10 protein-coding genes and 1 pseudogene are annotated in these 14,378 nt (G+C 37.7%); 5 read left to right on the top strand and 6 right to left on the bottom strand.

Annotation, left to right across the window (positions count from 1 at the left end):
• Window positions 1-6: 6 nt before the first annotated feature.
• The 5 genes from GQS55_RS12860 to sucD all read left to right on the top strand — a co-directional run bounded on the left by GQS55_RS12860 (window position 7) and on the right by sucD (window position 7,551).
• The gene (locus GQS55_RS12860; RefSeq protein WP_159820900.1) at window positions 7-714 is read left to right on the top strand and encodes a succinate dehydrogenase iron-sulfur subunit; all 708 of its coding nucleotides are present in this window, start codon (window positions 7-9) and stop codon (window positions 712-714) included.
• Between the two features lie 175 nt (window positions 715-889).
• The gene (sucA, locus tag GQS55_RS12855; protein WP_159820899.1) at window positions 890-3,691 is read left to right on the top strand and encodes a 2-oxoglutarate dehydrogenase E1 component; all 2,802 of its coding nucleotides are present in this window, start codon (window positions 890-892) and stop codon (window positions 3,689-3,691) included.
• Window positions 3,692-3,836: 145 nt separating this feature from the next.
• Window positions 3,837-5,321: a 2-oxoglutarate dehydrogenase complex dihydrolipoyllysine-residue succinyltransferase gene (gene odhB, locus GQS55_RS12850; RefSeq protein ID WP_159820898.1), complete on the top strand. Its 1,485-nt coding sequence runs from the start codon at window positions 3,837-3,839 to the stop codon at window positions 5,319-5,321.
• A gap of 191 nt (window positions 5,322-5,512) precedes the next feature.
• Window positions 5,513-6,679 carry an ADP-forming succinate--CoA ligase subunit beta gene (gene sucC / locus GQS55_RS12845; protein WP_159820897.1) on the top strand — a complete coding sequence of 389 codons (1,167 nt, stop codon included), beginning with the start codon at window positions 5,513-5,515 and terminating at the stop codon, window positions 6,677-6,679.
• A complete protein-coding gene (gene sucD / locus GQS55_RS12840; protein ID WP_159820896.1) occupies window positions 6,679-7,551 on the top strand; it encodes a succinate--CoA ligase subunit alpha in 873 nt (290 codons plus the stop codon). The genes sucC and sucD overlap by 1 nt, the downstream gene beginning before the upstream one ends.
• A gap of 76 nt (window positions 7,552-7,627) precedes the next feature.
• Here sucD and GQS55_RS12835 read toward each other — a convergent pair whose 3' ends face one another.
• From GQS55_RS12835 to GQS55_RS12810, 6 genes and pseudogenes are all read right to left on the bottom strand, one after another.
• Window positions 7,628-8,263, bottom strand: coding sequence for a hypothetical protein (locus GQS55_RS12835; protein WP_159820895.1), 636 nt, complete (start codon window positions 8,261-8,263; stop codon window positions 7,628-7,630).
• A 112-nt stretch (window positions 8,264-8,375) separates the two neighbouring features.
• Window positions 8,376-9,543: pseudogene (locus GQS55_RS12830) on the bottom strand (IS3 family transposase).
• Window positions 9,544-10,011: 468 nt separating this feature from the next.
• Window positions 10,012-10,374 carry a hypothetical protein gene (locus tag GQS55_RS12825; protein ID WP_159820894.1) on the bottom strand — a complete coding sequence of 121 codons (363 nt, stop codon included), beginning with the start codon at window positions 10,372-10,374 and terminating at the stop codon, window positions 10,012-10,014.
• 436 nt (window positions 10,375-10,810) lie between these two features.
• Window positions 10,811-11,329, bottom strand: a complete 519-nt coding sequence (locus GQS55_RS12820) for a hypothetical protein (protein WP_159820893.1) — start codon at window positions 11,327-11,329, stop codon at window positions 10,811-10,813.
• Between the two features lie 639 nt (window positions 11,330-11,968).
• Entirely contained in the window at window positions 11,969-13,183 is a 1,215-nt protein-coding gene (locus GQS55_RS12815; protein ID WP_159820892.1) for a M24 family metallopeptidase, read from the bottom strand.
• 251 nt (window positions 13,184-13,434) lie between these two features.
• Window positions 13,435-13,866 carry a hypothetical protein gene (locus tag GQS55_RS12810; protein WP_159820891.1) on the bottom strand — a complete coding sequence of 144 codons (432 nt, stop codon included), beginning with the start codon at window positions 13,864-13,866 and terminating at the stop codon, window positions 13,435-13,437.
• Window positions 13,867-14,378: the final 512 nt, after the last annotated feature.

Genomic DNA, 14,378 nt, shown 5'->3' with positions numbered 1-14,378 from the left:
AATTTGATGAAACAGATATTTTCAATTTACCGTTATAACCCTGATGTAGACAATGCACCTTACATGAAGGACTATGAGCTAGAAATACCTGATGGTTCAGACATGATGGTGCTAGATGCATTAATTATGTTGAAAGAGACCGATCCTACATTATCTTTCCGTCGCTCATGCCGTGAAGGTGTTTGTGGTAGTGATGGTTTGAATATGAATGGTAAAAATGGTTTAGCTTGTATTACGCCATTATCTGAGTTGAAATCGAGTAAAATTATTTTACGTCCTTTACCTGGTTTACCAGTAGTACGTGATTTAATTATTGATATGAGTCAGTTTTACGCGCAATATGAGAAGATTAAACCATATTTAATCAACGATGCTCAGCAACCAGCGCGTGAGAATATACAAACCATTGAAGAACGTGACAAACTAGACGGTCTTTATGAGTGTATATTATGTGCTTGTTGTTCAACTTCTTGTCCGTCGTTCTGGTGGAATCCTGATAAGTTTATCGGGCCTGCTGGTTTATTACATGCTTATCGTTTTTTAATCGATAGCCGTGATACTGCTACAGAAGAACGTTTAGATGACTTACAAGATGCATACAGTGTATTTCGTTGTCATGGCATAATGAACTGTGTTGATGTTTGTCCAAAAGGATTAAACCCAACTAAAGCCATTGGTCATATTAAATCTATGTTATTAAGCCGTGCTGTTTAACTGCTTAAAATAACGTATAGTGGTAATAGTTAACGTTAAAATTAGCTATTACCCAATAGATAAAAAAGTTTTTTACGTATTTTCTTTGATAAATACGCATTATTACAATTTAACCGTAACCGTATTTTTTTATACGATTATTTATTTTTTGCTTTACCCCAGCAAGGAAAAGGCAATGCCAGAAGGTGTAATGAAGGCTTGGCTAGAGTCTTCCCATTTAAACGGTGGTAACATCGTTTATATTGAAGAATTGTACGAATCATACTTAGATAACTCGGCCTCTGTTTCTGCAGAATGGCGTGAAATCTTTTCAGAACTTCCTAAAGTTGAAGGTAGTGATGTGGAATATCGCCACAGCGCTATACGCGATGAGTTTAAAGTTTTAGCTAAACAACAAAAAAAACAAGTTGTTACGAGTGGCGGTGACGCCAAGCAAGTTAAAGTTTTACAGCTTATTAATGCTTTCAGAGTTCGAGGTCATCAAAATGCCAATTTAGATCCATTAGGATTATGGCAACGTGATAAAGTCCGTGATTTACAGCTTTCCCATCATGATCTATCAGAAAATGATTTCGACAAAGAATATAATGTCGGCTCATTAGATATTGGTCAAGACTCAATGAAGTTAGGTGAGTTATACAAAGCCCTGAAAAAAACCTATTGTGGTTCAGTTGGCGCAGAGTATATGCACATTACTTCTACAGATGAAAAACGTTGGTTACAAAATCGTTTAGAATCAGTGCAGTCTGTACCAAAATTATCTGTTGATGAAAAAACTGAAATTCTAAAAGGCTTAATTGCAGCTGATGGTTTAGAGAAATATCTAGGTGCAAAATTCCCAGGTGCTAAACGCTTTTCTCTAGAAGGTGGGGACGCACTTGTTCCTATGCTTAAAGAGCTTATTACTCGTGCTGGTGCTGCTGGTACTAAAGAAGTAATAATGGGCATGGCTCATCGCGGCCGTTTAAATGTTTTAGTTAACGTTATGGGTAAAAACCCAACAAAATTATTTGATGAATTTGGCGGAAAGCACGACGGAATATTAGGCTCAGGTGATGTTAAGTATCATCAAGGCTATTCTTCTGACTTTGTTACCCCTGGTGGTAATGTGCATTTGGCGTTAGCGTTTAACCCTTCGCATCTTGAAATTGTAAACCCTGTTGTTATTGGTAGCGTAAGAGCACGTTTAGATAGACGTGACGGCAATCAAGGCGATTTGGTTCTACCAATTACCATTCATGGTGATTCTGCTATTGCAGGTCAGGGTGTTGTACAAGAAACTTTTAATATGTCGCAAGCGCGTGCATTTAAAGTTGGCGGTACTGTTCGCATTGTAGTAAATAACCAAGTAGGTTTTACTACATCGAAAGAAGCCGATACGCGTTCAGGCGAATATTGTACAGAAATTGCCAAGATGGTTCAGGCACCAATACTTCATGTTAATGGTGATGATCCTGAAGCGGTAATTTTAGCGACACAAATAGCATTAGATTACCGTAACGAATTTAAACGTGATGTTGTTATTGATTTAGTTTGTTACCGTCGTCATGGTCATAATGAAGCGGATGAGCCAAGCGCTACGCAACCATTAATGTATAAAATTGTTAAAAAGCATGCCACACCTCGTCAATTATATGCAGATCAATTGATAGCAGAAGGTAGCTTAAACAAAAATACTATTGATGAATTAACTTCATACTATCGAAAATTGCTTGATGAAGGTCAATGTACTGTAGAGCAATGGCGACCAATGACTGCACATTCAGTTGATTGGACTCCTTATCTTGGTCATGAGTGGGATGATGACTACGATAAAGAAATTAGTATTGAGAAGCTAAAAGAATTAGCGATTAAAGTTTCATCTTACCCTGAAAATCACCCTGTACATTCTCGTGTTAAAAAGATCTATGATGATCGCATGAAAATGGCAACTGGTGAAAAGTTATTAGATTGGGGGATGGCTGAAAATATTGCTTATGCTTCTATTGTTGACTTAGGGCAAAGAGTTCGTATTACTGGACAAGATTCAGGTCGTGGTACTTTCTTCCATCGTCATGCTGTTTTACATAACCAAGATGATGCAAGTACGTATTTACCGCTACAAAATATTCGTGAAGGACAAGGTCCTTTTGATGTACATGATTCAGTATTATCAGAAGTGTCAGTGTTGGCATTCGAATATGGCTATACTACAGCTGAACCTGCTGGTTTAACTATTTGGGAAGCGCAATTTGGTGATTTTGCTAACTGTGCACAAGTAGTTTTTGATCAGTTTATCAGTTCAGGTGAGCAAAAATGGGGTCGTTTATGTGGTTTAACTATGTTATTACCACATGGATACGAAGGACAAGGTCCTGAGCATTCATCAGCCCGTTTAGAGCGTTTCTTACAGCTTTGTGCTGACCATAATATGCAAGTATGTGTGCCATCAACACCTGCACAAGTATTTAACATGTTACGTCGTCAGGTTGTTCGTCCTATGCGTCGTCCATTAGTAGTAATGTCACCTAAATCATTGTTACGTCATCCATTAGCGGTATCTTCTTTAGAAGAACTTGCTACTGGTGAATTTAAAAATGTGATCGGCGAAATAGACGAGTTAGATGCTAAAGCTGTCGAGCGTGTTGTATTCTGTAGTGGTAAGGTTTATTACGAGCTACTTGAACAACGTCGTAAGAATGAACTAAATAATGTTGCAATTGTTCGTATTGAACAATTATATCCATTCCCAGAGAAAGAGCTTAAAGATGCTATTAAAGATTATCAGCATGTGAAGCAATTTGTTTGGTGTCAGGAAGAGCCGCAAAACCAAGGTGCTTGGTATTGTTCTCAACATCACTTTAGAGCAGCTATCCCTGATGCAAGTTATTTAAGCTATGCTGGCCGTAATGCTTCTGCAGCACCAGCGGTAGGTTATATGGCTTTACATGTAAAAGAACAACAAGCGCTTGTCACTCAAGCGTTAACATTGGACTAACATTAGTGAATAATAAGCGCTTGTCACTCAAGCGCTAATGTTAGATAAAATTAGATTAACTATTGAGTGCACTAGCTCCTGCTTACTCTGTTTAAAAAGATAAGTAACAGTGAAGTGCTAAAAAGTTTGTAAGGAATAAAATAAAATGACAACCGAAATAAAAGTTCCGGTATTACCTGAATCAGTTGCGGATGCAACAGTTGCTACTTGGCATGTACAAGTAGGCGAAAAATTTAGCCGTGATCAAGTATTAGTAGATATTGAAACTGATAAAGTAGTTTTAGAAGTGCCAGCAACAGCTGATGGCGTTTTAACTGATATCAGCCAAATTGAAGGCGCTACTGTATTAGGCGACCAAGTTATTGGTACATACTCTGAAGGTAGTGCAGAAGCTGCAGCTCCTAAAGAAGACGCTGCTCCAGCTTCTGCTCCAGCAGCAAGCAATGGCGGCGGTGCAGTTAAAGTAATTGATATCGTTGTTCCAGTTTTACCAGAATCTGTAGCAGATGCGACGGTAGCAACTTGGCATGTAGCTGAAGGCGATACAGTATCAGTTGACCAAAACTTAGTTGATATTGAAACTGATAAAGTAGTCTTAGAAGTTGTAGCGCAAGACAATGGTGTTATTGGTAAAATAATCCATGTTGAAGGCGATACAGTATTAGGCGCACAAAAAATTGGTGAATTAAATGCCGGCGCAGCAGCTAGCACTACAGCGACAGCAACACCTGATGAAGCAGTAAGTTCTGATGAACTAGCTAGCCCGTCAGTTCGTCGTTTGATGACTGAAAAAGGTTTATCAGCAAATGACGTTGCTGGCTCAGGCAAAGGCGGACGCATCTCTAAAGAAGATGTTGAAGCAGCCCTTGCAGCTAAAAACACAACTGCAGCACCAGCTAAAGCTGCACCTGTAGTACAAGACCTTGGTGAGCGTACTCAAAAACGTGTACCAATGACACGTCTTCGTAAAACTATTGCAACACGTTTATTAGAAGCGAAAAATTCAACGGCTATGTTAACAACGTTCAACGAAGTTAACATGAAGCCAATTATGGATTTACGTAAACAATATAAAGATATCTTCGAGAAAACGCATGATACACGTTTAGGCTTTATGTCTTTTTACGTTAAAGCGGTAACAGAAGCACTTAAACGTTTCCCAGCTGTGAATGCATCAATTGATGGTGATGATATTGTTTATCATAACTTCTTCGATATCTCTATTGCTGTTTCTACTCCTCGCGGTTTAGTAACACCAGTATTACGTGATTCAGACCAATTAAGCATGGCTGGTATTGAAAATGGTATCCGTGATTTAGCGCTTAAAGGTCGTGATGGCAAGCTTTCAATGGCAGACATGACGGGTGGTAACTTTACCATCACTAATGGCGGCGTATTTGGTTCATTGCTTTCTACACCAATTCTAAACCTACCACAAGCAGCTATTTTGGGAATGCATAAAATCCAAGATAGACCTATGGCGGTTGATGGAAAAGTTGAAATACTTCCTATGATGTATTTAGCTCTTTCATACGATCACCGTTTGATTGATGGTAAAGAATCTGTTGGCTTCTTAGTAACGATTAAAGAATTACTAGAAGACCCAGCTCGTTTACTTTTAGATGTATAGACATTAACTATATGTTTTTGAGTAACGAAAACAGTAATTAAGTAGACTATAGTATTAGCTCTTTTGACTACCGTCATTAGAGCTTTTGTATTATAATTAGTCGACTTTTCCTTGGCTTTTGTAAATTTTTATAATTTTAATAAATAGAAAATTTCAATCGCTTTCATTTACAGATAAATGGATAAAACACCATGAATTTGCACGAATATCAAGCGAAACAATTATTCGCTGAATATGGGTTACCAGTTTCTGAAGGTTTCGCTTGCGATACACCTCAAGAAGCTGCAGAAGCTGCTGATAAAATTGGCGGCACTATGTGGGTTGTTAAAACTCAAGTACACGCGGGGGGACGCGGCAAAGCTGGTGGTGTTAAACTAGTTAAATCTAAAGACGAAATTAAAGATTTCGCTCAAAACTGGTTAGGTAAGAATTTAGTTACTTATCAAACTGACGAAAATGGACAGCCTGTTGCTAAAATATTAGTAGAAAGCTGTACAGATATTGCTAACGAATTATACCTTGGTGCTGTTGTTGACCGCGCAAGTCGTAAAGTAGTATTTATGGCGTCTACTGAAGGCGGTGTTGATATTGAGAAGATTGCTGAAGAAACTCCAGAGTTAATTCATCAAGCTGAAATCGACCCTCTTGTTGGCGCACAACCATACCAAGCTCGTGAACTAGGTTTCAAGTTAGGTTTAAACCCTACGCAAATGAAGCAATTTGTTAAGATCTTTTTAGGTCTTGCTAAAATGTTCGAAGATTTCGATTTCGCCTTATTAGAAATCAACCCGTTAGTTATTACTGACGAAGGTAATCTTCACTGTTTAGATGGTAAAATTGGTATTGATGGTAATGCTTTATACCGTCAACCTAAAATGCGTGCTTTCCATGATCCATCTCAAGAAGATGAGCGTGAAGCGCATGCTGCAAGATATGAATTAAACTACGTAGCTTTAGACGGCAACGTAGGTTGTATGGTTAACGGTGCAGGCCTAGCAATGGGTACTATGGATATCGTTAACTTACACGGCGGCAAGCCAGCTAACTTCTTAGATGTTGGCGGCGGTGCTACTAAAGAGCGTGTTTCTGAAGCTTTCAAAATCATCCTTTCTGACGACAACGTTAAAGCTGTTTTAGTTAACATCTTTGGTGGTATCGTGCGTTGTGACATGATTGCAGAAGGTATTATCGGCGCGGTTAAAGAAGTAGGCGTTAAAGTTCCTGTAGTTGTACGTTTAGAAGGTACTAATGCTGAATTAGGTCGTGAAGTTCTTAAAAATTCTGGATTAGACATCATTGCTGCTGAATCATTAACTGATGCAGCAACAAAAGTTGTAGCAGCTGCGGAGGGCAAATAATGTCTGTATTAATTAACAAAGATACTAAAGTTATCTGTCAAGGTTTCACTGGTGGTCAGGGTACTTTCCATTCAGAACAAGCACTTGAGTATGGTACACAAATGGTTGGTGGCGTAAGCCCAGGTAAAGGCGGTCAAACGCATTTAGGCCTTCCAGTATTCAACACAGTACGTGAAGCTGTAGAAGCAACTGGCGCAACAGCTACAGTTATCTACGTTCCAGCTCCGTTCTGTAAAGATGCAATTTTAGAAGCCATTGATGCTGGCATCACGCTTATCGTAACTATTACTGAAGGTATTCCAACTTTAGATATGGTTGACGTTAAAGCTAAGCTTGATCAATCTGGCGTTCGTATGATCGGTCCTAACTGTCCAGGTGTTATTACTCCTGGCGAAACTAAGATTGGTATCATGCCTGGTCACATTCATTTACCAGGTAAAGTTGGTATTGTTTCACGTTCTGGTACATTAACGTACGAAGCTGTTAAACAAACTACTGATGCTGGTTTTGGCCAATCTACTTGTGTAGGTATTGGTGGTGATCCTATCCCAGGTACTAACTTCATCGACGTTTTAGAAATGTTCCAAAACGATCCTCAAACTGAAGCAATCGTAATGATTGGTGAAATTGGTGGTACTGCTGAAGAAGAAGCTGCGGAATATATCAAAGCTAATGTTACTAAACCTGTCGTATCTTACATTGCTGGTGTTACTGCACCAGAAGGTAAGCGTATGGGTCATGCTGGCGCAATTATCGCTGGCGGTAAAGGTACTGCTGATGAGAAATTTGCAGCACTAGAAGCGGCTGGTGTTAAAACTGTTCGTTCTTTAGCTGAAATTGGCAATGCACTTAAAGAGAAAACAGGTTGGTAATCAGCTTTTGATTGCAAACTGTTGTTCTTAATGAAAACCCGCATTCTCTATAAAAGAATGCGGGTTTTTTGTTATTCTATGAGTATTGTAACTCAAGTTCTTCTAATTGAGTTTCTAGATATATAAAATGACTGTCTATTAAGTTATTTTGCTTTAGTAGTTTTTCCTCTAAATCTTGAGGATTTTTTTGATTGTTTTTTAATATTTTAGATATTTCTCCGAAAGAAGTATTTAACTCAACTGCGTAATTAGACCATTCCCATTTGTTTTTAACTATAATTGTATCTAGGGCAGTAAATGATTTTTTTAATTGCTCTAAATCTTTTTCTAATATTTGTGCTTCCAGTTTTAAATTTTCATTTGAATTTAATTCATTTTTACCAAATGCATATAAATAAATATACCATTTTATTCTTGAGCTTTGTAGATCCCTTAAGCAATGCTTGGAATCCCAAATAATCGATAAGTGTTTTCCGTATTTTAACTGTTTTTTCCATGTGTCAATACCAGAAAATGCGAGCAATAAGGCTAGTACAGTTGCTACTGAACTAATTATTGAGGTGATTGCTGATATTGTGTCATATATTACAGTCAAGCCATCATTATTTACTTGTATTGTACTTAACAATACTGCAACACCTGCAAGCCCAAAACATACACTTATTAGGATTGTTAGAAGGATTATCAAATTTGTAATTTCTTTTTTATTCATTATTTTATTCTTAGATCTAATTGCTCAGTATAGATTACTGATTTTTTTATGAAACTTATATAGTTTTAATTATTTAGGCTTTGACCTGGTCAAGTAAATTCAGACACCCTAGTTAAGCTACTTTTTCTAACTCATTAATTTTCAATTCAAAATCATTAGGGCTTTGATACCCTAAGTAAGAGTGTAGTCGGTTACTGTTGTACCACATGGTTATGTAATTCATTATATCTTGTTGAGCTTCATAGCGTGTTTCATAATTTTTCCAGTGAACACGCTCTTGCTTTAGGCTGCCAAAGAAGCTTTCGGCAACGGCATTATCCCAACAGCAACCCTTTTTACTCATACTACCAATAAAGCCATTGTTATTGAGTAATTGTCTATACTGGTGACTTGCGTATTGAACACCTTGATCGGAATGAACAATAAGTCCTTTCTCAGGGCTTCTTTGCCAAATAGCCATTGTTAGTGCATCACAGACAAGTTGAGCTTTCATTCTCGACCCCATGCTCCAACCAACAACTTTACGAGAGTACAAGTCAATAACAACGGCTAAATAGAGCCAACCTTCTGCTGTCCAAATGTAAGTAATATCACCGACAAATGCTTGATTTGCTTGCTCTGTGGTAAAGTTTTGTTCAAGTTCATTTTTATAAAGTGGCTTATTGTGAGCACTATTAGTAGTGACTTTATATTTCTTTTTATAGCGAACCCAAACATTTGCCTCTTTCATTAATTTGGCTACTTTCCATCGACTGATAGGAAAACTCAAAGCATTCAGTACCGCTTTAATACGCCTTTCGCCATAAGTATTGTCACTGAATTTGGCAATATCCTTTACTAACTCAATCATTTCTTGATGTGTTGCATCATTTGTTTTATTGTATTACGTTTCTGATAACTATAATAATTATTAGTTTTCACACCCAATACGCGGCACATTAATACCACTGACCAGATCTTCTTATGATGGGTAATAAACGAATATTTTACTTCGTTTCTTTTGCAAAGAAGACCGTCGCTTTTTTTAATATATCGCGCTCCATTTCTAGGCGTTTGACTTGCGCTTTTAATTGACGATTTTCTTCTTGATCGGGTGTCAGTTTTCCATTACCTCGAAAAGCTTGACCATCTTCATTTTCAGCTTCTTTGATCCAGCGGCCGAGCATTTGATTTCCAATCCCTAGATTCCTGCTAGCTTCAGAAATACTAATGTTTTGATCTCTGACTAAAGAGATAGCATCAAGTTTAAATTCCTTGGAATATTTTTTACGTGTTGTCATTTTCATTCTCCGGTTAAGTTCATTATTCCTTAACTGGGGTAGTCGAATCAATTAAACCACGTCACTTTGTATATTTCGGTTTATATTGTCGCGGTGGCGACGACACCCAAAGGGGGCTTAACGCCGAACCCCCTTTGGAATCCCCCGACGCTGCTAATCAAGTGTGCTCCTCCATGAAAAGTAATATCTTCGACGTAACAGCGCTGAACGGGCATCCATGCCCTACATCGCTTTGTTCATCATCCATGATGAACATACGTGAATATTACTTTTCATTACGGCACTTGATTCAAGCAGACTTGGCGCGTGTTGATAGCTGAGGGGATAATAATATTGATTTTGAGACTTTGATGTTTAAAAAATAAGTGGGGTCAGAGTAACATTAATTTCTATTTTTGATGTTTTGTTATAAACACTGTTATTGCTTAACTTTGTAACGCAAATTAGTGGGACACTCACTCTAAATTATTAAGCATCCTCTTTATTTTTATCCGTTTGCTTGGCTACTTTTTGTAGTTCAATACTCTCTTCAATGATTTCTTCTTTCATTTTTCCTAACATTTCAATCGTTTTTTCTTTTTCTTCTGGGCTCATATCTTCATTATTTTGAATTTCTTCTATCATTGCGTTTATTTCGGCGAGCTTATCGCGATCAATGCCTGTACGTTGATCTAAAACGCTTTGCATTATTTCTTCAAAGCGAATGGCTTTTTCTGATTTTTGAATGTCTGCTGCTGATGTTGTTTCATTTTGTGCTAATAACGAACTAGCTGTTTCTGGCTTAATATACGTAGGGGCAGCTTCTTCAGTAGTCGCATTATCACCATTCATTAGTGCTACAGCTTGTTTAGATAGTGTTACTGTATCTTGTTGACTTGATATTGGATCTATTGGTTTAACGGGGCTTGTAATTAAATAGGGTCAGAGTAACATTAATTTTTCATTCTCTTGATCTACAGTAGTCGCGGTGGCGACGACACCCAAAGGGATACTGTCTCCGGCATCCCTCTGGACTCCCTAGGAGCTGCTAATCAAGTGTGCTCCTCCATGAAAAGTAATATCTTCGACGTAACAGCGCTGAACGGGCATCCATGCCCTACATCGCTTTGTTCATCATCCATGATGAACATACGTGAATATTACTTTTCATTACGGCACTTGATTCAAGCAGACTTGGCGCGTGTTGATAGGTGAGGGGATAATAATATTGATTTTGAGACTTTGGATGTTTAAATAAGAAAATTAGTGGGACACTCACTCTAAATTATTAAGCATCCTCTTTATTTTTATCCGTTTGCTTGGCTATCTTTTGTAGTTCAATACTCCCTTCAATGATTTCTTCTTTCATTTTTCCTAACATTTCAATCGTTTTTTCTTTTTCTTCTGGGCTCATATCTTCATTATTTTGAACTTCTTCTATCATTGCGTCTATTTCGGCGAGCTTATCGCGATCAATGCCTGTACGTTGATCTAAAACGCTTTGCATTATTTCTTCAAAGCGAATGGCTTTTTCTGATTTTTCAATGTCTGCTGCTGATGTTGTTTCATTTTGTGCTAATAACGAACTAGCTGTTTCTGGCTTAATATACGTAGGGGCAGCTTCTTCAGTAGTCGCATTATCACCATTCATTAGTGCTAAAGCTTGCTTAGATAGTGTTACTGTATCTTGTTGACTTGATATTGGATCTATTGGTTTAACGGGGCTTGCGTTATTAAAGTCAACACGGGTGGCTCCGCTTGTTCTAGCTTTATCTATTATGCTTGTATAATCAATGTTCATCATCATTAGAGTAATTCCTTGTACTTTTTAGCTATTCAGTAGTCATGGTGGCTATAAAGCAAAGTATGTACCAAATATTATATTCATTGTAAGCTGTTGAAAAACATATATTATTGTAAGTATCTGCAGGGGAAGGTAGTTAATAAGGGGAAAGTTTACGTGTTAATGCGGTAAGACTTTGCCTAATAGCAATTAAATAGGGTCAGAGTAACATTAATTTTTATTTTTGAATGATCAAAAGACGCAAGTTAGCTAGTGTGAAGTAAATTAGCCAAGTGCCTCAATACCCACCTCAGCAATGAAATGATAAACGAGCAAAGGTAGGCCTCGACCCGAGACAGGACGTCGAGGGCTGCCGTTGTTCATGGACGATAAATCGGCAGGTATCGTGGACTGCGCTCGTTTATAATTGAATGTGCTGCTGAGTTGGGGCTCCGTGGGGTTCCAAGGGGAGGCCGGAGGCAGACTCCCTTTGGGTGTTGTCGCCACCGCGACGCGAACAGTGAACCAAGGACAAGCAATAATTAAGTATAACCCTCCATGATGAGGATACGTGAATGACGAGAGCTGAATGGGCATTGGCTAACATTTACACTCAACATCGTCATTTCGTAAGTCACTATTATCTGATATGTAAGATAAAAGTTAGGCTTCTAATCCAAAGGGATCATCGATTGAGTGTGATGGGGTGGTAAACCACACTGGGCCTTGTTCATCCATGTAAAAGTGATCTTCTAAACGAATACCAAATTTATTGGGAATGACTAGCATCGGCTCATTACTAAATACCATACCAGTTTGTAGTTTAGTTTCAGTGCCTTTAACTAAATATGGCCATTCATGAATATCAAGACCACAGCCATGACCAGTGCGATGCGGTAAGCCCGGTAATTGATAATCGGGTCCGTAACCGTGTTTTTCTAATACGGCACGTGCACCATCGTCAACATTACCACATGGCATATTGAGTTTCGCTTCATTAAAAGCATTGATTTGGGCATCCTTTTCAACTTGCCAAGCCTTACGCTGCTCAGGTGTTGCTTCTCCGTATGCGTAAGTTCGTGTAATGTCGGAGTTATAGCCTTGTACTAAGCATCCGGTATCAATTAATACCCAATCGTTGTCTTGTAAAATTTGTGGATTTTTTACGCCATGTGGAAATGATGTCGCTAAGCCAAATAGCACAATACAAAATGATGAGCCGGTTGCACCAACTCGTTTATGAGCTTCATTAATAAATTGCGTAACTTCAACCGTGCTAATGCCGGGTGTTAGTATGCGTGCCGTTGCTTTATGTACTTCAATAGTCATGTCTTTAGCGCGTTGCATTAACGCTATTTCAGTGCTCGATTTTATTTGTCGGCACAGGGCGGTAATATCTGATGCGTTGGTATAGTTAATATGCGGAGCAGCTTTGCGAAAGCCATCAAAAACAAAAAAAGGTGCCGATTCATCTATTGCGACATTACCTGAACGGATATTCATGCCTATTAATATTTGGGCAAATAAAGCATACGGGCTTTCATGTTCATGCCAACCATTAAATTGACCTTGTATGATCATATGATCGAGCAAAGAGCCTTGTTCAAAGTGTGGTGCGATAAACGCTAACTCGCCTTTTGCAGGTAAAATTGCGCCAACTAAGCGTTCACTCTTATACCACTTTAAGCCTGTAAAGTAGGTTAGGTTTGTGCCAGCATCTAAGTACATAGCATCAATGTTTTGTTCGAGCATATAGGTTTGTGCTTGTGCAATACGCGCGTTAAATTCACACTCACTAATAGCAACAATATCTGTTGTCATATCTGTTAATTTGTTCAGTTCTATTTCTGGGGTAGAGCCGCCAACGCCAATGGTCATTGTGAAGTCCTCATTGTATACAATAATAAATAGGGTCAGAGTAACATTAACCTTTATTTGGATCTGCTTTTATATTGCAAGGATGTGGCAAGGTAATGAAGGAGCTTAAAGCAGGTTGGTGGGGGAATTCTTACTGAGGGGGGAAAGGGTAATCAACTTGCTATAATTTTTAGGCAAAAAAAAGCCACGTAATATTACGTGGCTAAAGCAACTTTTTTGTCGGGGAATAAAAAAGTCTAAAAATTTTTTAACTATGTGTTCTTGTATGCTTTAACGAATTTAGAAATGCTTTTGCCATTGCAAGTAATGTTTTTAACATTAAAGTCTACGGTATTCTTAACAGAATCGATGCCTGATCTTACTGCTTGTGCACAAACTTTTGATGCTGAATTCTCATTAGCTGGTATAACTAAAAACTGTGTAGTTAAGTTGTCATTTACTTTCTTTGCTTCAACATTATAGTTTTTAGAGAATTCTCTTATGCTTTGACCATTACAAATAATGTCATGGTTTAATTTTTTGTGTGATTTTCTTAGCGCTGATTTCAAACCATTTTTTGCGGCTGATATGCATAGGCTACTTTCAGTAGAGTTATCAGCTGTCACAAATTTCACATTTGTATTTGACGCTGTTGCTGTTGTTGCAGTTAAAACTAACGTTAATGCTATCAATAAGTTTTTCATGTAGACCTCTGTATCACGTAAGAAAAGAATTGAAATGATTATCACCTCAAGAAGTAGAGTAATTATACTAATATTTTGACGGATGTAAACATATTTTTGTAATTAAATTACAGAAAAGGAATTAAATGACGTTTATTTTAGGGTTATAGCTTGTTTGTTACGATTTTGCTTCTGTTATATTGTTTTTTTATTACATTTTTGTTTTTAAATTATATGGTGGTGAGTGTTTTTTTATCGTAATTTGTTATTTAGTAATATTAAGTACATTAGTAATGTATCTAATATTGCATTATTTAATAAGGTAAAGGTTAATGAAATAGATGTTTAAGTGAGTAATCACGTGCTGCTTAACTATTATTGATTGGCTTCTTAGAATTTCATGCAATCATGTAATAAATGAACGCTTTTGTTGGCTGATACATTTGTGAAGGGGGCTTGGTGTTGGTCGGACAAGATTGGAAGAGCAGCTTTGTTATTTTATAAGTACCTAAAACGACAATTATATAAGCTTT

Origin of the sequence: Colwellia sp. 20A7 (assembly GCF_009832865.1) — a bacterium.
In the GTDB taxonomy this organism is placed as follows: domain Bacteria; phylum Pseudomonadota; class Gammaproteobacteria; order Enterobacterales; family Alteromonadaceae; genus Colwellia.
This window is presented reverse-complemented; position numbering and strand designations above follow the sequence as displayed.